This window comes from Stenotrophomonas sp. Sm6012, assembly GCF_030985895.1.
In the GTDB taxonomy this organism is placed as follows: Bacteria; Pseudomonadota; Gammaproteobacteria; order Xanthomonadales; family Xanthomonadaceae; genus Stenotrophomonas; species Stenotrophomonas forensis.
This window is the reverse complement of sequence record NZ_JAPTFX010000021.1, coordinates 1-17533: the sequence shown is the minus strand read 5'-3', so window position 1 is coordinate 17533 and position 17533 is coordinate 1. Positions and strand designations below refer to the sequence as shown.

18 protein-coding genes are annotated in these 17533 nt (G+C 67.5%); 13 read left to right on the top strand and 5 right to left on the bottom strand.

The features are described from left to right. Nucleotides 1-41 precede the first annotated feature (41 nt). Nucleotides 42-1004: a DUF6708 domain-containing protein gene (locus O0J73_RS06105; RefSeq protein ID WP_308308238.1), complete on the top strand. Its 963-nt coding sequence runs from the start codon at nucleotides 42-44 to the stop codon at nucleotides 1002-1004. A gap of 45 nt (nucleotides 1005-1049) precedes the next feature. On the opposite strand, the gene O0J73_RS06100 is transcribed toward O0J73_RS06105, so the two are convergent. Beyond that, complete coding sequence (locus tag O0J73_RS06100) at nucleotides 1050-1838, bottom strand: helix-turn-helix transcriptional regulator (protein ID WP_053451109.1); 789 nt, start codon at nucleotides 1836-1838, stop codon at nucleotides 1050-1052. 77 nt (nucleotides 1839-1915) lie between these two features. Here O0J73_RS06100 and O0J73_RS06095 point away from each other — a divergent pair, with 77 nt between their 5' ends. Further along, nucleotides 1916-2170 (top strand): hypothetical protein, encoded by a 255-nt coding sequence (locus tag O0J73_RS06095; RefSeq protein ID WP_006475840.1) that lies wholly within the window; start codon nucleotides 1916-1918, stop codon nucleotides 2168-2170. A 69-nt stretch (nucleotides 2171-2239) separates the two neighbouring features. Here the strand turns inward: O0J73_RS06095 and O0J73_RS06090 are convergent, their stop codons facing one another. Together O0J73_RS06090 and O0J73_RS06085 are read right to left on the bottom strand one after the other, a co-directional pair. Beyond that, nucleotides 2240-3241, bottom strand: a complete 1002-nt coding sequence (locus tag O0J73_RS06090; protein WP_006475839.1) for an energy transducer TonB — start codon at nucleotides 3239-3241, stop codon at nucleotides 2240-2242. 201 nt (nucleotides 3242-3442) lie between these two features. Continuing rightward, complete coding sequence (locus tag O0J73_RS06085; RefSeq protein WP_197564993.1) at nucleotides 3443-4084, bottom strand: TIGR00645 family protein; 642 nt, start codon at nucleotides 4082-4084, stop codon at nucleotides 3443-3445. 110 nt (nucleotides 4085-4194) lie between these two features. Here O0J73_RS06085 and O0J73_RS06080 point away from each other — a divergent pair, with 110 nt between their 5' ends. The 4 genes from O0J73_RS06080 (at nucleotide 4195) to O0J73_RS06065 (ending at nucleotide 9676) form a co-directional block, all read left to right on the top strand. Further along, nucleotides 4195-4884, top strand: a complete 690-nt coding sequence (locus O0J73_RS06080) for a glutathione binding-like protein (RefSeq protein WP_006475826.1) — start codon at nucleotides 4195-4197, stop codon at nucleotides 4882-4884. Nucleotides 4885-5042: 158 nt separating this feature from the next. Beyond that, nucleotides 5043-7268: a S9 family peptidase gene (locus O0J73_RS06075; protein ID WP_308308237.1), complete on the top strand. Its 2226-nt coding sequence runs from the start codon at nucleotides 5043-5045 to the stop codon at nucleotides 7266-7268. A 25-nt stretch (nucleotides 7269-7293) separates the two neighbouring features. After that, on the top strand, nucleotides 7294-7809 hold the full coding sequence (locus tag O0J73_RS06070) for a cytochrome c oxidase assembly factor Coa1 family protein (RefSeq protein WP_308308235.1): 516 nt from the start codon (nucleotides 7294-7296) through the stop codon (nucleotides 7807-7809). Between the two features lie 67 nt (nucleotides 7810-7876). Further along, on the top strand, nucleotides 7877-9676 hold the full coding sequence (locus O0J73_RS06065) for a DUF885 domain-containing protein (protein WP_308308234.1): 1800 nt from the start codon (nucleotides 7877-7879) through the stop codon (nucleotides 9674-9676). Between the two features lie 36 nt (nucleotides 9677-9712). On the opposite strand, the gene O0J73_RS06060 is transcribed toward O0J73_RS06065, so the two are convergent. Then, the gene (locus O0J73_RS06060) at nucleotides 9713-10183 is read right to left on the bottom strand and encodes a hypothetical protein (protein WP_133935868.1); all 471 of its coding nucleotides are present in this window, start codon (nucleotides 10181-10183) and stop codon (nucleotides 9713-9715) included. A 184-nt stretch (nucleotides 10184-10367) separates the two neighbouring features. Between O0J73_RS06060 and O0J73_RS06055 the strand changes: the two genes are divergently transcribed. The 4 genes from O0J73_RS06055 (at nucleotide 10368) to O0J73_RS06040 (ending at nucleotide 12967) form a co-directional block, all read left to right on the top strand. Beyond that, nucleotides 10368-10616, top strand: coding sequence for a hypothetical protein (locus O0J73_RS06055; RefSeq protein WP_006475755.1), 249 nt, complete (start codon nucleotides 10368-10370; stop codon nucleotides 10614-10616). Nucleotides 10617-10738: 122 nt separating this feature from the next. Beyond that, complete coding sequence (locus O0J73_RS06050; RefSeq protein WP_006475754.1) at nucleotides 10739-11656, top strand: bestrophin family ion channel; 918 nt, start codon at nucleotides 10739-10741, stop codon at nucleotides 11654-11656. A gap of 19 nt (nucleotides 11657-11675) precedes the next feature. After that, the gene (gene hemB / locus O0J73_RS06045; RefSeq protein ID WP_133935866.1) at nucleotides 11676-12665 is read left to right on the top strand and encodes a porphobilinogen synthase; all 990 of its coding nucleotides are present in this window, start codon (nucleotides 11676-11678) and stop codon (nucleotides 12663-12665) included. A 32-nt stretch (nucleotides 12666-12697) separates the two neighbouring features. Then, on the top strand, nucleotides 12698-12967 hold the full coding sequence (locus tag O0J73_RS06040) for an SHOCT domain-containing protein (RefSeq protein ID WP_308308233.1): 270 nt from the start codon (nucleotides 12698-12700) through the stop codon (nucleotides 12965-12967). A 171-nt stretch (nucleotides 12968-13138) separates the two neighbouring features. Here O0J73_RS06040 and O0J73_RS06035 read toward each other — a convergent pair whose 3' ends face one another. Then, the gene (locus O0J73_RS06035; protein WP_308308253.1) at nucleotides 13139-14002 is read right to left on the bottom strand and encodes a hypothetical protein; all 864 of its coding nucleotides are present in this window, start codon (nucleotides 14000-14002) and stop codon (nucleotides 13139-13141) included. Nucleotides 14003-14050: 48 nt separating this feature from the next. Here O0J73_RS06035 and aroE point away from each other — a divergent pair, with 48 nt between their 5' ends. The 3 genes from aroE (at nucleotide 14051) to dinG (ending at nucleotide 17511) form a co-directional block, all read left to right on the top strand. Continuing rightward, entirely contained in the window at nucleotides 14051-14896 is an 846-nt protein-coding gene (gene aroE, locus O0J73_RS06030) for a shikimate dehydrogenase (protein WP_308308232.1), read from the top strand. Between the two features lie 3 nt (nucleotides 14897-14899). After that, nucleotides 14900-15253 carry a hypothetical protein gene (locus O0J73_RS06025; protein ID WP_308308231.1) on the top strand — a complete coding sequence of 118 codons (354 nt, stop codon included), beginning with the start codon at nucleotides 14900-14902 and terminating at the stop codon, nucleotides 15251-15253. A gap of 155 nt (nucleotides 15254-15408) precedes the next feature. Beyond that, entirely contained in the window at nucleotides 15409-17511 is a 2103-nt protein-coding gene (dinG, locus tag O0J73_RS06020; RefSeq protein WP_197564970.1) for an ATP-dependent DNA helicase DinG, read from the top strand. The last annotated feature ends 22 nt before the right edge of the window (nucleotides 17512-17533 follow it).

Here is a 17533-nt window from a genome sequence, read left to right as displayed (position 1 = left end):
TGCTTACAGGATGGCAGCCACGCTTCCCCGTTGGACGACGGTTGAACCACCCGGAGCGCAGTTCGGAGTTGAGGCATGACATTCCGTCGCAGTTCTCGCCCGACGATGCATTCGGTCTGATTGCGATGAATTCGCAGTACATCGATTTCGTCGACAGGTCTTTCAAAGTAAAGGGTATGGCCGCGACGCTGTCCGCCTCGCTGATGGTCATCTTCTTTACTGGCGTAAACGTGAATTTGTTTATCCAGTCCTCTGAAATGAGAGAGGGGATAGCGGGCCTATGGCCACATCTGTTGGTCATCACCGTAGTCGTTTTTGCGGCAAACTTCGTATGCTGGTGGATGGTTCTCAGAAAAGACATCTTCCAGTACACGCACTATCCGGTTCGCTTCAATCGCATCACCCGCAAGATCTACTTCTTCAGGTACAACGGCCCTGGCGGCGTGACCGTCGTGCCTTGGGGTTCGCCTTACGCCTTCTTCCATATCGGCCGGGGCGCGCAAAATCGTGAGCTGCGTGATCTCAGGTGCCACCTGCTTGATCGCAATCAGCAGATACAGCAGACCTTCACCGTCGGACACTTCTGGCATCACGACGATCACATTCTCGAGGAATGGGCACTGATCTGCCGCTACATGCAGGACGGCCCGGAAAACTGTTACGACGACCCACGTGACAGGGTTATCACGCTCTCGTCGGACCCAACGATCCGCAACTGCTGGCTGATGGTCATCCTGATGATGGGCACGGCACTGATGCCGCTGCGTACCAACCTGATGTTCCCGGTCTATGGCGCACTCACGCTCTGCCGGTGGCTGACCTTCAAGACCTGCCGCAGGCCGGTCTTCCCACCTGAGATCGAGGCGGAATGCCAGATTGATCCTGAGGATCCCTATCGACTTCCAGAGCCAAGGTTCATGGCTGAATTTGCCAGCGATCCGGACATCTATGCGCGGGCGATGGAACGCCACAAGGAGCGGATGATGTGGCGCCCAGAGGAGTAGCATCTCTGGTGTGGCCGGCCCTTTTCCGGTCCACCATACCAAGTCTCACCCCGCACCATAGCGTGCCGGTGTCACCCCCATCTCGCGCTTGAACACGGCGATGAATGCACTGGGTGTTTCATAGCCCATCGACAGCGCGACTTCGATGACCGTTTCGCCTGACAGCAGGCGCGGTAATGCCAACAGTACGCGCAACCGCTGCCGCCAGTGGCTGAGCGGCATGCCCGTTTCGGCCAACCAATGGCGAGCCAGGCTGCGGCCAGACAGGCCGCTGGCAGCGGCCCAGTCCTGCACGCTGCGCGGATCATGTGGCGCGCGGGCCAGCGCGGTGGCGATCCGTCGCAGGCGGCGATCGCGTGGCTGCGGCAGTGCCAGCGGCAACGGAAGACCAGCTGCGATCTCATCGCCAATTACTCCGGCCAGCCTCAGCTGCGCATCCCCCAATGCGCCGTGCCTCCACTGCAGAGCGCGTGGCACCGCCGCCTGCAGCAGCATGCTGGGTTGGAACACGCGCGGTACAGTGGGCAATGGCGCGCAGGCCGAAGTACTGAAGTACAGGCTCCAGCCGTCGAAGTCACCGAGGCTGGCCAATGCATGCGGCAGGCGAGGCGGGACCCACGCTACGTGTCCCGCCGGAAGCAGCCAGTGCTGGTCGCCGGCTTCGATGCTCATAAGGCCGCGGCGCGCACCCAGCAGCTGCCCGCGTGCGTGCTGGTGACGCGGCGTGCGTCGCGTCCCCGGCATGGTCAGCTGTACGCCCAGCAGCCACGGCCCTGTGGCCGCATCGGCAAGTGCGGGATCGATCAAAGGCACTTGGGTTGGCTGATCTGCCATATACGTTGGCAGTTATACGGCAGAACGGTCGAACTGCAAGCCTGAGACTGGCGGCCCATTCCAAGGAGCCCATTCCCATGAAACCGCAGGACATCCTCCCCGATCATCAGGACGACGTGCACGTGAACGGCCTGACCGTGCGCAAGGGCAGCGTCGGCGCTTTCCTCGCCAGCGTGCGCGACTGGCAGGATCCTGCGGGCAGTGCTGCCACCCGTGCCGCGGCAGAGGTCGATCTTCGCGATCTGCTGCCGGCATTGCACGCGCTAGGCCTTTTCAGGGTAATGACGGCGCGCGATCCGGTCCTGCAACGGCTGATCGACGCGGCAGCCTGAAAAACACAAGGCCCGGGCATGCCGGGCCTTGATCCAGACCGCCGGGCGTGGCCCGGCGTTGCCGCGGCATCAGCCGCCCGGCGCGAACACCAGAGTACGGCGGGTGGTAACCGGGGCGCTGACCGGCTCGAAGCGCCAGCGCTTCACTGCATTGAGAGCTTCGCGGTCGAACACGCGGCCGGGTGTCGCGCGCAGCACGCGTGCGTTCACTACCGAGCCATCGGTGCCGACGGTGATCTCCACCAGCACTTCGCCCGAGGTGCCCGAGCGCAGGGCTTCGCCCGGATAACGCGGCGCCGGCGTGCTGACCGGGCGCAGGGTCGGTGCGGCCGGGGCTGCAGCCTGGCGTGCGGCGCTGGCCTGCTGCGCGGCGGCCTGCTGCTGCTTCTGCTCGGCTTCACGACGGGCGGCGGCCTGGCGCTCGGCCTCCTGCCGTTCGTTGTCGCGGCGTGCGGCATCCTGCTGCGCGGCAATCTGCTTGGCGGCATCGGCTTCCTTGGCGCGTTGCTCGGTCAGACGCTGCTGCTCGGTCTGCTGCTTGCTGCGGTCCTCGGCGTCCTTCTTCGCCTTTTCGGCTTCCGCTTCGGTGCGCTTGGCGGCGTTCTGCACGCCCTTGGCCAGGCCTTCCTTCAGGCGCGGCAGGGCCGGCGCGGACGCATCCACTTTCTCGATCAATGCCACCAGGCGCTGCGCCTCGGTGTAATCCTCGCGCGCCAGATGCTGCTCGGCGGCGATCAGGGTGTAGGGCAGCAGGTCGGTCAGCGCACTCTTCACCGAGGCGTCGTCTGGCGTCTTGTCACGCAGGGCGAGGTAGTACTCGATGGCGTTGTCACCGGCCGGCGCGTACATGCGGTTCTCGCGCAGCGCCTGGCTGGCCGATTCGCGCAGCTGTTCGGTACCCATCGACTGCACCTTGGCAGCGACCACCGGAGCGGCCGGTGCAGCAGCGGCTGGTGCCTTGTCCGGCGCGGAAGCCGGAGCTTCCTCCTTGCCCGAGCAGGCGGCCAGCGCCAGTGCCAGGGCAACCGGCAGCCACCGGCGCGCGGCGGTGATCATTGAGACGTGCGACATCCTGCTCCCCTCTAGAAGACGACGTGACGTAAATCATTGATATGCATGGCCGGGACCTGCGGTCCGGGCGCGGCAGGGTGACGTTTCCCGACGCCACCGCCGGCAACGGCGAGGGTGCAATCTAGCATCCCGGCCACCGCCGCGTACAAGGGGCGGTGGCCGGGACAGGCAACGGCGGTCAGGCCGCTGCCGGCGACGGCCTTAGTGATCGTTCGCCTTGTCGTGCGGCTTGCTGTGGCTGTTGGACATCAACTTGTCGGTCCAGGCGATGCCGATCGCCGACAGGATGAACACGCAGTGGATGATGGTCTGCCAGAGCACGCCTTCCTGGGTCATGGTCGTGCAGGTCTCGACGCCAGCGCTGTAGAAGCTGGTCGAAGCCGACGACACCGCGGCGGCCCATTGTTCCGGCTTGCACAGCGGCAGGCCCTTCAGCGCGCTGGTGGCGATGAAGGTCTTCAGCAGGTGGATCGAGGAGATGCCGATGATCGCCATCGCCAGCTTCACCTTCAGCACGCTGGCATTGACGTGGCTCAGCCATTCCGGCTGGTCCGGATGGCCTTCCAGGCGCAGGCGCGAGACGAAGGTCTCGTAGCCGCCAACGATCACCATCACCAGCAGGTTGGAGATCATCACCACGTCGATCAGGCCCAGCACGATCAGCATGATCTGCTGTTCGCCCATCGAGACGGAGTGGGACAGCAGGTGCCAGAGCTCCTTGCCGAACAGGAACACGTAGACGCACTGGGCGAGGATCAGGCCCAGGTACAGCGGCAGCTGCAGCCAGCGCGAGGCGAAGATCAGCGAGGACAACGGGGACAGGGGACGAGGACTGTGGCTCATGCAGGACAGTGCGTTTCGGGGGAGCCGCGAGGTTACCGGCCCGCCATGACGGTGCCAACCCAACTCACGCACTAGACTCCAGGTTCCTTTCCGCGCCCCGAGCCGCCGCCATGATCGACCTGTATTACTGGCCCACCCCGAACGGCCACAAAGTGACCCTGCTGCTGGAGGAAACCGGCCTGGAGTACCGCATCCACCCGGTCAACATCGGCTCGGGCGACCAGTTCAAGCCGGAATTCCTTGCGATCTCGCCCAACAACAAGATGCCGGCCATCGTCGACCAGGCCCCAGCCGATGGCGGTGCCCCGCAGAGCGTGTTCGAGTCGGGTGCGATCCTGCTGTACCTGGCCGAGAAGACCGGCCAGTTCCTGCCCAGCGACCCGCGCGGCCGCGTCACCACCCTGGAATGGCTGTTCTGGCAGATGGCCGGTCTGGGCCCGATGAGCGGCCAGATGGGTCACTTCAATGTGTACGCGCCGGAGAAGATCCCGTATGCGATCGAGCGCTATGACAACGAAGTGCGCCGCCTGCACGGGGTGATGGACAAGCGCCTGGCCCAGCACGCCTTCCTGGCCGGTGATGAATACACCATCGCCGACATGGCCAGCTACCCGTGGATCGGCGCCTACGACAAGATCCCCGTCGATTTTTCCGCGTTCCCGAACCTGAAGCGCTGGCATGAAGCGATCGCCGCGCGCCCGGCCACCCAGCGCGCCTACGCCCTGCGCCAGCAGGTGAATCCGAACGCAGGCAAGCCGCTCAGCGACGAAGAACGCAGGCACCTGTTCGGCCAGCGCTGACCCGGGACGGTGGGTGCCGACCGCTGGTCGGCACCCCATACGGGCAGGCCTTATGGGCAAAAGGTCATGCTGTCTTCCTGCACGGGCTTGGTTAGGATGGGGGACGACCGCCCCGCATCCATCGTGGTGGGCGGACCTGCCGTTTGCCGGGATTCTTCATGCGCCACCTGTTCGCTTCGCTCGCCCTCATGCTCGCCACCAGTACCGCCGCCCACGCTGAAAAGCTGACCCTGGAAGCCATCACCGGCCCGCTGCCGTTGTCCGGCCCGACCCTGATGAAGCCGAAGGTCGCTCCCGACGGTTCGCAGGTCAGCTTCCTGCGCGGCAAGGACAGCGACCGCAACCAGCTGGACCTGTGGACCTACGACATCGGCAGCGGCCAGACCCGCCTGCTGGTCGACTCCAAGGTGGTGCGGCCGGGCACCGAGACCCTCAGCGATGAGGAAAAGGCCCGCCGCGAGCGACAGCGCATCGCCGCGATGACCGGCATCGTCGATTACCAGTGGTCGCCGGACGCGCAGCGCCTGCTGTTCCCGCTCGGCGGCGAACTGTATCTCTATGACCTGAAGCAGCAGGGCCAGGCGGCGGTTCGCCAGCTGACCCACGGCGAGGGTTTCGCCACCGACGCCAAGCTGTCGCCGAAGGGCGGTTTCGTCAGCTTCATCCGCGGCCGCAACCTGTGGGTGATCGACCTGGCCAGCGGCAAGCAGCTGCAGCTGACCCGCGACGGCAGCACCACGATCGGCAACGGCGTGGCCGAATTCGTCGCCGATGAAGAGATGGACCGCCACACCGGCTACTGGTGGGCGCCGGACGATTCGGCCATCGCCTTCGCGCGCATCGATGAATCGCCGGTGCCGGTGCAGAAGCGCTACGAAGTCTATGCCGACCGCACCGACGTGATCGAGCAGCGCTATCCGGCCGCGGGCGACGCGAACGTGCGCGTGCAGCTGGGCGTGATCGCGCCGGCCGCCGACGCACAACCGCGCTGGGTCGACCTGGGCAAGGAACAGGACATCTACCTGGCCCGCGTCGACTGGCGCAATGCGCAGCACCTGAGCTTCCAGCGCCAGTCGCGTGACCAGAAGCAGCTGGACCTGGTGGAAGTGGCGCTCGATTCCAACCGCCAGCGCGTGCTCGCCCACGAAACCAGCCCGACCTGGGTGCCGCTGCACAACAGCCTGCGCTTCCTGGAAGACGGCAGCGTGCTGTGGTCGTCCGAGCGCACCGGCTTCCAGCACCTGTACCGCATCGACAGCAAGGGCAAAGCCACCGCGCTGACCCGCGGCAACTGGCCGGTGGACGAACTGCTGGCGGTCGATGAGAAAGCCGGCAAGGCCTACTTCCGCGCCGGCATCGAGACCTCGCGCGAAAGCCAGATCTACGCGGTGTCGCTGCAGGGCGGCGAGCCGCAGCGGCTGTCGAAGGCGCCGGGCATGCACAGCGCCAGCTTCGCGCGCAACGCCAGTGTCTATGTCGACAGCTGGTCCAACAGCAGCACGCCACCGCAGATCGAGCTGTTCCGTGCCAATGGCGAGAAGATCGCCACCCTGCTCGAGAACGACCTGGCCGATCCCAAGCATCCGTATGCGCGTTACCGTGACGCGCAGCGCCCGATCGAGTTCGGCACGCTCACCGCCGCTGATGGCAAGACGCCGCTGAACTACAGCCTGATCAAGCCGGCCGGCTTCGATCCGTCCAAGCGCTATCCGGTAGCGGTGTACGTCTATGGTGGCCCGGCCAGCCAGACCGTCACCGACAGCTGGCCCGGCCGCGGTGATCACCTGTTCAACCAGTACCTGGCCCAGCAGGGCTACGTGGTGTTCTCGCTGGACAACCGCGGCACACCGCGTCGTGGCCGTGACTTCGGCGGCGCGCTGTACGGCAAGCAGGGCACGGTGGAAGTGACCGACCAGCTGCGCGGCGTGGCCTGGCTGAAGCAGCAGCCGTGGGTGGACCCGGCACGCATCGGCGTGCAGGGCTGGTCCAACGGCGGCTACATGACCCTGATGCTGCTGGCCAAGGCATCGAACCAGTACGCCTGCGGCGTGGCCGGTGCGCCGGTCACCGATTGGGGGCTGTACGACAGCCACTACACCGAACGCTACATGGATCTGCCGGCGCGCAATGAAGCGGGCTACCGCGAAGCGCGCGTACTGACCCATATCGAGGGCCTGCGTTCGCCGCTGCTGCTGATCCACGGCATGGCAGACGACAACGTGCTGTTCACCAACTCGACCAGCCTGATGAGCGCGCTGCAGAAGCGTGCCCAGCCGTTCGAACTGATGACCTATCCGGGTGCCAAGCATGGCCTGTCCGGTGCCGATGCGCTGCATCGCTACCGCGTGGCCGAAGCCTTCCTGGGACGTTGCCTGAAACCCTGATCCGCAGCCGGGAAGGAGCCCGCCGATGACCCTGCCACCGCCGATTCCCGCCCATCAGCAGCGATCTGCTGGTTGGTGGTGCCGCCACTGGCGCTGGGCGATGCCGTTGACCGTGGTGCTGGTGCTGGGCACGGTCGCCGGCGTGGTGGCCTGGAGCGTGCTGGGCTGGAGCGAGGCGGCGCGCGGAAGCCCGCCGATGCGCGAAGCACTGCGCCGCGCCGGCTGCAGCATCGAGCTGGTGGACGCGTTCGGCGAGCCGTTGCGTGCCGGGTCGATGCCGCTGGGCAGCATGCAGACCGCGATCAATGGCCAGCGTGATGTCGGCCTGACCGTCTCGCTGGAAGGGCCGCACGCGCACGGCCGGTTGTTCGTGAAGGGCACCCGCAGCGACGATGTGTGGGATTACCCGGTGATGTACGTGCTGGCCGAGGACAAGCAGACCTTCGACCTGACCGCGCTGGATGATGATGAAGCGGCGCACGAATGCGAGCTGCAGGCCTGCCGTGATCGTGGCGAGTGCCCGCTGACCGCCGCATTGTGACCTCCGGCCGATTGTCGCCGCCGCACTGAACGCGTAGGGTGCGGGCAACCCTGTCCTGGAGTGCACCATGAAGCCGATCGCGTTGGCCGTTGCCCTGGCCCTGACTGCCGCCCCGCTGCTGTCCGCACCGCCGGCGCTGGCGGCACCCGCCGCCAAGGCCACCACCCCGGCCAGCCCGGCCTGGGTCGCCCGCAGCAATGCGCTGGCGCAGATCCTGCTGGATGCGCAGGGGCCGTTCCAGCCGGAAGAAACCGGCTTCTTCGGCGTGCCCGGCTACGACGACAAGGTGGCCGACCTGGGCCCCGACAACGGCAAGCGCTACCGCGCCGCGATGGCCAAGGCACGCGACGAACTGAAGGCGAAGCTGGCCACCGAGCAGGATCCCAACGTCCGCCAGGACCTGGAGATCATGATCCATGCCGCCAGCCAGAACATCGAAGGCAGCGAGCTCAACGAGAAGTACCTGCTGCCGTGGAGCGACGCACCGCAGACGGTGTTCAGCGGCCTCAACCTGCTGCTGTCCGACCAGGTGCCGGCCGAGCGCCGGGCCAAGGCGGTCGATCGCCTGAAGGCCTATGCCGGCCTGCAGCCGGGTGGCACCGCCTTCACTACGCTGGCCCGCCAGCGCTACGAAGAGCGGCTGAAGGACAGCACGCTGCTGCAGCCGACGAAGATCGAAGTGCAGCAGTCGCTGGACAACGTCGAGACCTACATCACCGGCATCGAGTCGCTGCTGAAGAAGTACCAGATCGCCGGCGCCGACGAGGCGATGAAGACCCTGGCCGGGCAGATGAAGGACTACGCGGCCTGGACCCGCACCGAGGTGCTGCCGAAGGCACGTGCCGACGCGCGCCTGCCGGCGCCGCTGTATGCGTACCAGCTCAAGCAGGTGGGCATCGACATCGACCCGAAGCTGCTGATGCAGCGTGCGCAGCTGGAGTTCATGGAAACCCGCTCGGCGATGCAGCAGCTGGCGCCGCTGGTGGTGAAGGACAAGGGCCTGAAGGTGGCCGATCCGAGTGACCCGGTGGCGGTGATCCGCGCGCTGAAGGCCGACAAGATCGCTGACGATCATCTGGAAGGCCATTACCGCAAGGTGATCGATGCGATCGACCCGCTGATCCGCGAGCACGCCATCGTCGACGTGCCCAAGCGCGCGATGCAGATGCGCCTGGGCTCGGCCGCCGAGAGCGCGGCCAGCCCGGCCCCGCACTTCCTGCCGGCGCCGCTGGTCAACAACACCGGGCAGCAGGGCACCTTCGTGCTGCCGCTGGGCAACCCGGCCGCGGGCCCGGGCGCGCAGTACGACGACTTCAACTTCGGGGCAGCGGCATGGACGCTGAGTGCGCATGAAGGCCGCCCGGGCCACGAGCTGCAGTTCACCGCGATGGTCGAGCGCGGCATCTCGCTGGCGCGCACCATGTTCGCGTTCAATTCGGTGAACGTGGAAGGCTGGGCGTTGTATGCCGAAGCCGAGATGGTGCCGTACGAGCCGCTGGACGGGCAGATGATCGCGCTGCAGTTCCGCCTGCTGCGCGCCGCACGCGCGATGCTTGACCCGATGCTCAACCTCGGCCTGACCGACCGTGCCAACGGCGAGCGCGTGCTGATGGAGCAGGTCGGCCTGTCCAAGGCGATGGCCACCCAGGAACTGGATCGCTACATGGTGCGCATGCCGGGCCAGGCCGGCAGCTACTTCTACGGCTATACCCGCATCCTGGAGCTGCGCATGCAGACCGAGCTGGCGCTGGGTGCGAGGTTCGACCGCCTGGCGTTCAACAACTTCCTGCTCGACCAGGGCCTGCTGCCGCCGGACCAGCTGGCCGATGCAGTGAACAAGGTGTTCGTGCCGAAGTACAAGCGCTGAACATCGCCGGGCAGTGCCGGCGGTGGCGCAGTCGCGTCACCGCTGCGGCGGCGGTGGCGGCGTGATCACCTGCGTCGGCAGCCGTGCCGGCGGCTGCGGATTCGGTACCCAGATCGCGACACCGGCGGCGCGCTTCTGCGTGGTCGGAATGCCGATGCCGACGCCGCCACCGACATGCGAGCCGAACGTACCGGCGCCGACCGACATGCCCACCGGCGAACCGCTGCTGCCGACACCCATCAGCACCACACCATTGGCACCCAGCGCCGCGGCCTCGCGCTTCAGGCGTGCCACCGCCGCATCGGTCTGGCCCTGGGTGCCGAAACCCACCGCGGACGCCGATTCCAGCTGGGCGATTTCCTGGGAGCCGGCCGGCGGCGTCGAATAGATCTGCACCTGGGCTGGGTCGATCGGCGCGCGGGCACGGCCCAGCATCACCTTGGAGGTACTGGCACAACCGGCGGCGGCCAGCAGCATGGCCGCCAACGCGGCCCAACGAATGTTCATGGCATCACCCCTGCAGGACTGGTTGCGATCATCGGCGGGCCACTCTGAATCGGGGCCAACACCCGGGCCAGGGCACGCACCACCGCACGCTAGCACGGCCCTGGTGACAGCCCCGCCAATGGCAGTAGGCGGCAGCGGCGGGAACGTCTATGGTGGGCCCAGGAACCAACGGCGGGAGAGCGGCATGGGTGTGATCAGTCTGTTGTGGGGCGTACTGGCGCTGTTGTGGATGATCCTGGCGCTGATTCCGCTGCTGGGCTGGGGCAACTGGTTCCTGATCCCGTTCGCTGCCGTCGGCGCGGTGATCGCCGCGCTGGGCATCCTGTTCACCCACCCGAGCAAGCGCGGGCGGGCCTGGGCCGGGCTGGTCCTGAACGGCATCGTGGTGGTGGTCGGCATCCTCCGTCTCGGCCTGGGCGGCGGCGTGATCTGAGCCCGTCCCCGGGTGCGACAGGGCGTCGCAGGCACACGGCCCACAGCCGGGCGGGGGCGTACAATGAATGGCTGCGCGAGCCCCCCGCGTGCCTGTGAATCCGCGCCCGGCGCGGCTGCCCCATGATCATCCGACCCCGTCCCCACGGCTGGCAACTGCTCTACATCCTGCGCGGTTCGATCGTCAAAGCGATCGCACCCAAGGTGCTGGCGATCCTGATCCTGTCCATCGCAGTGGCTGCGGTGGTGGAACTGGCGCCGCCGACCGGCATCGAGCGCGTCTCGGTGACCCCGTTCACCCTGCTCGGCCTGGTGCTGTCGATCTTCCTCAGCTTCCGCAACAGCGCCTGCTACGAGCGCTGGTGGGAAGGCCGCAAGCTGTGGGGCCAGCTGGTCTTTGAATCGCGTTCGCTGGCCCGCCAGGTCAACCTGCTGCTGGCCGATGACACCGGCCGTCGCCGCCGCATTGCTTACCTCACCACTGCTTTCGCGCATGCGCTGGCGGCGCGCCTGCGCGGACGCATCGTCGCCCTGGCGGCATTGCCCTGGCTGGACAAGCCGCAGCGCGAACAGCTGGGCCAGCGCGAGAACGTGGCCGATGCGCTGCTGGCGATGATCGCCGCCGAGCTGGCCCAGGCCCTGCGTGCCGGTGCGCTCAATCCGATCCTCTACGCCCAGCTGGAGGAGCGCCTGCACGCGATGTCGTCGATCCAGGCCGGCTGCGAGCGGATCCTCACCACCCCGCTGCCATTCGCCTACACCCTGCTGCTGCACCGCTGCGCGTGGATGTTCTGCGTGCTGCTGCCGTTCGGCCTGGCCAGTTCGCTGGGCTGGGGCACGCCGGTGCTGTCGGCGGTGCTGGCTTACGCCTTCTTCGGCCTGGACCAGCTGGGCGAGGAAATGGAAGACCCGTTCGGCCTGGAGCCGAACGACCTGCCGCTGGACGCGCTGGTACGCACGATCGAGATCGACCAGCTCGACGCGCTCGGCGAACGCCCCTTGCCCGAACCCCTGCTGCCGCAGGGTTACCTGTTGCAATAGCCACTCCTCGGAGCCTGCCATGTCCCACCCGCTTTACCGCCCGCGCCGCATGCGCCATGACGAGTTCTCGCGCCGCCTGATGCGCGAGAACACGCTGACCACCGACGACCTGATCTACCCGGTGTTCGTGCACGAGCTTGCCGGCCGCACCGCGGTGCCGTCGATGCCGGGCGTGGAGCGGCTGTCGATCGAAGAACTGCTGAAGGTGGCCGAAGAAGCGCTGGAGCTGGGCATTCCGGTGATCGACCTGTTCCCGGTGATCGACCCGTCGCTGAAGTCGTTGGACGCGTCGGCGGCGTGGGCCGAGGACGGTCTGGCGCAGCGGGCGATCCGCGCGCTGAAGTCGCGTTTCCCGGAACTGGGGGTGATGACCGACGTCGCGCTGGACCCGTACACCACGCATGGCCAGGACGGCATCATCGACGACAAGGGCTACGTGCTGAACGACATCACCGTCGACGCACTGGTCAAGCAGTCGGTGTCGCATGCCGAGGCCGGTGCGGACATCGTCTCGCCGTCGGACATGATGGACGGCCGCATCGGCGCGATCCGCCGCGGGCTGGATGCCTCCAACCACATCAACGTGCGCATCATGGCCTATTCGGCCAAGTACGCTTCGGCGTTCTACGGCCCGTTCCGCGATGCGGTGGGCAGCGCGGCCAGCCTCGGCAAGGCCGACAAGAAGACCTACCAGATGGACCCGGCCAACGGCGACGAAGCCCTGCGCGAAATCGCGCTGGACCTGGAAGAGGGCGCCGACATGGTGATGGTCAAGCCAGGCATGCCCTACCTGGACCTGGTACGCCGGGTCAAAGAGACGTTCGGCGTGCCGACCTTCGCTTACCAGGTCAGCGGCGAGTACGCGATGATGAAGGCCGCCTTCGCCAACGGCTGGCTGGACGAGCGCGCCTGCGTGATGGAGTCGCTGCTGGGCTTCAAGCGGGCCGGTGCCGATGGCGTGCTGACCTATTTCGCGCCGCAGGTGGCGCGATGGCTGCGCGAGCGCTGACAATAGCGCGACGATAGACGGAGGAATGCGCGATGGGCCCCGAACTGGGATGGATGCAATGGCTGATCTGGGGCATCGGTACGCTGGTGTTCGGCGCCATCATTGTCGGTGTCTTCATCGCGGCCTGGCGGGCCGGCAAGCGGCCGCCGGAGCAGCTGTCGGCGGCCCGCCACGTGGCCCGTGAGCAGGCGCTGCCGGACAGCGTGCAGGCCGAACTGGCCGCGTTGAACCAGCGCAGGGACAACGGCCAGCTGAGCGAGGTCGAGTACGAGCGGCAGCGCGCCAGGGTGTTGTCGCGCTGACGGCGATGCTCTGGTAGTGGCCAACCTTGGTTGGCGGTTTTGCTTCTGTGCCGACCAAGGTCGGCACCTACCAAACGATCGTCCACGCTGGGTGCCAACCTTGGTTGGCACTTTCCTGCATGCCAACCAAGGTTGGCATCTACCAAACGATCATCCACGCATGGCGTGGATCTACTGCACGCACCCGGGCACCGCCGCCACCTTCGGTACCGCCAACCGGTACACATCCACGCCGCCGGCACGCGGTGCCTTGGCCGCACTGCTGGCGACCAGCATCTCGCCCGGCCTGGCGTTGTCGATCACCGGCGCGCCGGTCCATCCGCCGGCCTGGTTGAACGACAGCCCCAGCGGTTGCAGCGCCACGCCGCTCCATGCGCAGCCGCTGCTCCAGACCTGCGCGGTCGCGCCGCTGCCGCGGCTGAACACCACCGCGCCATCATTGCCGAGCCAGTCAGCGTCGGTCTCGTCCTCGGTGCTGTTCAACGTGCTCAGTGCGGTGACGGAACTGCGCCTGCCCTCGGCGTCCAGCGCGGCCACGAACAGGTCCCAGCCGGCGCCACGTCCCTGCTGGCGGGCAAACAGCAGGCGCCGGCCATCCGCGCTCAGGGCCGGCCCGCGCTCTTCCTGGCGCCCGCCATCACCGGCCAGGGCCTGCGCAGTGCCCAGCCGGCCATCGGCGGTCAATGCAGCGCGATACACCGCCAGCGTGCCTTGGCGGCCGGCCGCGAACAGCAGCCAGCGCCCATCGCGGCTGAAGTAGGGATCGCGGGCCTCACCGGCCACGCCCACCGGCAGGGGCTGCGCCTGCTGCCAGCGGCCATCGGCCACGCGCGCTTCCCACAGGCCCCAGCCCGCCTCGCTGCGGCGCGCGAACACGATGCGCTGGCCATCGGCACTGATCGTGGCGCGGCCCTCGTCGGCGCGGGTCGAGACCACGCCCATGCCTTCGATGCCGTACTCGTTCAACGCCATCGCCACGGGGGCAGAGAGTAGACTGGCGGCGAGCACCAGCAGGGGAGGGGTGATGCGCATCATCCGGGTCCGTGCACGAAAGAGCATCAGTCTAGCCAGCTTGAGGATTCCATGACCGACCGTTACGCCGTCTTCGGACACCCCGTTGCCCACTCGAAGTCGCCGCAGATCCATGCGACGTTCGGTCGCCAGGAAGGCATCGCGGTGGATTACCGCGCGATCGACCTGGCCCCGGATGCGTTCCTGGCCGGCCTGGAGGCGTTTGCCGCCGAAGGCGGTGTCGGCGCCAATGTCACCCTGCCGCACAAGGAAACCGCGTTCTCGGTATGCACCACGCTGACCGCACGGGCGCGCCGCGCCGGCTCGGTCAACACCCTGCTGCGCAAGGGCGATCGCTGGCACGGTGACACCACCGATGGCATCGGCCTGGTGCGCGACCTGACCGACCGCCACGGCCTGGACCTGCGTGGCCGCCGCATGCTGCTGATCGGTGCCGGTGGCTCCGCACGCAGCGTCGCCCCGGCGCTGCTTGATGCCGGCATCACCGAGCTGGTGGTGGTCAACCGCACGCCGGAACGCGCCGATGAACTGATCGACGCGATGGGCGAACCGGGCCGCGCGATCAGCCGCTACTGGGAAGATCTGCGCGACCTTGGCGACTTCGAGCTGATCGTCAACGCCACCTCGGCCGGCCGCGACCGCGATGTCGAGTTCAAGCTGCCGCTGTCGCTGGTCAATTCGATGACCACCGCCGTCGACCTGAACTACGGCGAGGCGGCCATCGCCTTCCTGGCCTGGGCGCGCGCGGCGAACTGCCGCAATACCGTCGATGGCCTCGGCATGCTGGTCGAACAGGCCGCCGAGAGCTTCCTGCAGTGGCACGGCGTGCGCCCGCAGACCGACGAGGTCTACCAGTCGCTGCGCAAGGGTGCGGCGGTACTGGCCGGCGAGGATTGAGCCATGGACAACGCAACCCTGCTGGTGACGGTGCTGAGCATGGTGGGCGTGCGCCTGCCGATACTGATTGCGCTGTGCGTTGGCCTGGTCTGGGTGGTGGGTGCACCGCGCGACGCCACCCGGACCGGCGCCCTGGTCGGCCTGCTGCTGTTGCTGCTGTCCAGCCTCGGTGGGATGGCGGCGGGCATCCTGCCGATGTGGATCATCCGCAGCGGTGATTTCAGTGCCGTGTCGGGCCTGAGCACCCTTCTGGGCGTGCTGCACTTCGCGCTGGCGATGGTCGAGGCCATCGGCGTGGTGCTGCTGGTATGGGCGCTGGTGCGCCTGCTGCGGCTGCGCGGCAATCCGGTGCAGTGACGCCCCGGTGACGGCCCTGGGCCGTCGCCTGTACCGCCCGGCGTGTTCATCCCGCTGCCGGGCGTCGTCGCTGCCCCGTTCAGGGTGCCAGCGGCGGCGGACGTCGCCGGCCATGCGACAATGACCGGCCTGATCCAGCCACGGTAATTCCCGGCGTGACCGAAACCGTCGCCGCTCCGCGCACGCTCGATGACCCCTTGAAGGACGCGATCCGCAAGGCGTACACGACGCTGCAGGCCAATACCCCCGGCTTTTCCACCCGTCGCTCGCAGAGCCAGATGATCGGCGTGGTGTCGCGCGCGCTGTCGAAAAGCGGTGGTGTCGGCGTGGTCGAGGCGCCGACCGGCGTCGGCAAGAGCCTGGGCTACCTCACCGCGGGCGTGCCGATCGCGCTGGCCAGCAAGAAGAAATTGGTGATCAGCACCGGCACCGTGGCGTTGCAGTCGCAGCTGGTCGAGCGCGATATCCCGAATTTCCTCAAGGCCACCGGCCTGGAAGCGACCGTGGCGCTGGCCAAGGGCCGTACCCGCTACCTGTGCACGCGCAATGCTGCCGAGGCGCAGGGCGAGGGCTCGCAGGGCGGCATGTTCGAGGATGACGCGCCGCTGTTCGACCGGCCGCTGGCGCCGATCGAGATGGACATTGCCAAGCGCCTGACCGATGCCTTCACCGGCGGCAGCTGGGATGGCGACATCGACAACGCGCCGGAGACCATCAGCCCCGGCCTGCGCAGCCGCATCACCACGCCGGCCTCGGGCTGCGCAGGGCGTCGCTGCGCCTATTCGGCGCAATGCGCGGTGCTGCGTTCGCGCAATACGGTGCGCGACGCACAGATCGTGGTGACCAATCACGCGCTGCTGCTGTCGGCGCTGTCGATCGGCGACAGCGACAATGGCCAGCCGCTGATCGCGGCGCCGTCGGACATGCTGCTGGTACTGGACGAAGGCCATCACATCGGCAACGTGGCGATCGACCAGGGCGCGGCCAGCCTGGCGCTGGACGAGATGGCCAAGCGCACCGGCCGCCTGCAGATCCTGATTGCCGGCGCCTACCGTGCGGTCGACAAGGACCGCCTCGGCAACCTGCTGCCCAACGAAGCGATCGAGGTGGCCAGCAACGTGGCCAAGCAGCTGCGCGCCTTCCGTGACCACATCGAACGGGTGTGGATGCCGGCGCCGGCCGACGAGGAGCCGATGTGGCGCGCCGCCAATGGTCGCTTGCCGGAGGCCTGGCGCGAGCCGATCGAAGCGCTGGCCGACGATACCCGCAGCCTCTACAACTGGGCGCATGCGGCCACCGCGCAGGTGGCCAAGGGCAAGCCGGACGATGCCGCGCGCGAGCGCCTGCAGCGCAACCTGGGCATGGCGCTGGAAATGATCGAGCAGCAGTACAACCTGTGGCAGGCCTGGCGCCGCGAGGACAAGGACGGTGCGCCGCCGATGGCGCGCTGGGTCACGGCCACCCGCGACGGCGACCTCGTGCTGCACGGCTCGCCGGTGTCGGCCGCGCACGTGCTGCGCAAGCTGCTGTGGGACGAAGTGGATTCGGTGGTGATGACCTCGGCGACGCTGACCGGCGGCGGCGACTTCCAGTCGCTGGCGATCGACAACGGCATTCCCGAAGAGGCCGAGATGGTCTCGCTGTCCTCGCCGTTCGACCTGCCCAACCAGGCCGAGCTGATCGTGCCGAAGTTCCCGGTCACACCGGATGATCGCGAAGGCCATCCGCGCGAAGTGGCGCGCTACCTCGACACCGAGCTGGACTGGGCCAAGGGCTCGATGGTGCTGTTCACCTCGCGCTGGAAGATGGAGAAGGTGGCCGGCCTGATGCCGGCCGCGCGCCGCAAGCAGGTGCTGGTGCAGGGCGAGATGTCCAAGACCCGGCTGATCGACGAACACCTGCGCCGCGTCGCGGCGGGCGAGGGCTCGGTGCTGTTCGGCCTGAACTCGTTCGGCGAGGGCCTCGACCTGCCCGGCGAAGCCTGCACCACGGTGGTGATCACCCAGGTGCCGTTCGCGGTGCCGACCGACCCGCAGACCGCCACGCTCAGCGAGTGGTTCGAAGGACGCGGGCTCAACGCGTTCAACCTGATCGCGATTCCGCACGCGCTGCGCACGCTGACCCAGTTCGCCGGCCGCCTGATCCGTACCTCCACCGACACGGGTCGCGTGGTCATCCTTGATTCGCGGCTGCTGACCCGTCGCTACGGCAAGCGCATCATCGACGCGCTGCCGCCGTTCAAGCGCGTGATCGGCTGACCGGTAGTGCCGGCCGCTGGCC

Bases quoted from the DNA above. Each gene is read 5' to 3' on its own strand.
- O0J73_RS06100 (WP_053451109.1), bottom strand. From the start codon at position 1,838: ATGGCAGATCAGCCAACCCAAGTGCCTTTGATCGATCCCGCACTTGCC.
- O0J73_RS06095 (WP_006475840.1), top strand. From the start codon at position 1,916: ATGAAACCGCAGGACATCCTCCCCGATCATCAGGACGACGTGCACGTG.
- O0J73_RS06090 (WP_006475839.1), bottom strand. From the start codon at position 3,241: ATGTCGCACGTCTCAATGATCACCGCCGCGCGCCGGTGGCTGCCGGTT.
- O0J73_RS06085 (WP_197564993.1), bottom strand. From the start codon at position 4,084: ATGAGCCACAGTCCTCGTCCCCTGTCCCCGTTGTCCTCGCTGATCTTC.
- O0J73_RS06080 (WP_006475826.1), top strand. From the start codon at position 4,195: ATGATCGACCTGTATTACTGGCCCACCCCGAACGGCCACAAAGTGACC.
- O0J73_RS06075 (WP_308308237.1), top strand. From the start codon at position 5,043: ATGCGCCACCTGTTCGCTTCGCTCGCCCTCATGCTCGCCACCAGTACC.
- O0J73_RS06070 (WP_308308235.1), top strand. From the start codon at position 7,294: ATGACCCTGCCACCGCCGATTCCCGCCCATCAGCAGCGATCTGCTGGT.
- O0J73_RS06065 (WP_308308234.1), top strand. From the start codon at position 7,877: ATGAAGCCGATCGCGTTGGCCGTTGCCCTGGCCCTGACTGCCGCCCCG.
- O0J73_RS06060 (WP_133935868.1), bottom strand. From the start codon at position 10,183: ATGAACATTCGTTGGGCCGCGTTGGCGGCCATGCTGCTGGCCGCCGCC.
- O0J73_RS06055 (WP_006475755.1), top strand. From the start codon at position 10,368: ATGGGTGTGATCAGTCTGTTGTGGGGCGTACTGGCGCTGTTGTGGATG.
- O0J73_RS06050 (WP_006475754.1), top strand. From the start codon at position 10,739: ATGATCATCCGACCCCGTCCCCACGGCTGGCAACTGCTCTACATCCTG.
- hemB (WP_133935866.1), top strand. From the start codon at position 11,676: ATGTCCCACCCGCTTTACCGCCCGCGCCGCATGCGCCATGACGAGTTC.
- O0J73_RS06040 (WP_308308233.1), top strand. From the start codon at position 12,698: ATGGGCCCCGAACTGGGATGGATGCAATGGCTGATCTGGGGCATCGGT.
- O0J73_RS06035 (WP_308308253.1), bottom strand. From the start codon at position 14,002: ATGATGCGCATCACCCCTCCCCTGCTGGTGCTCGCCGCCAGTCTACTC.
- aroE (WP_308308232.1), top strand. From the start codon at position 14,051: ATGACCGACCGTTACGCCGTCTTCGGACACCCCGTTGCCCACTCGAAG.
- O0J73_RS06025 (WP_308308231.1), top strand. From the start codon at position 14,900: ATGGACAACGCAACCCTGCTGGTGACGGTGCTGAGCATGGTGGGCGTG.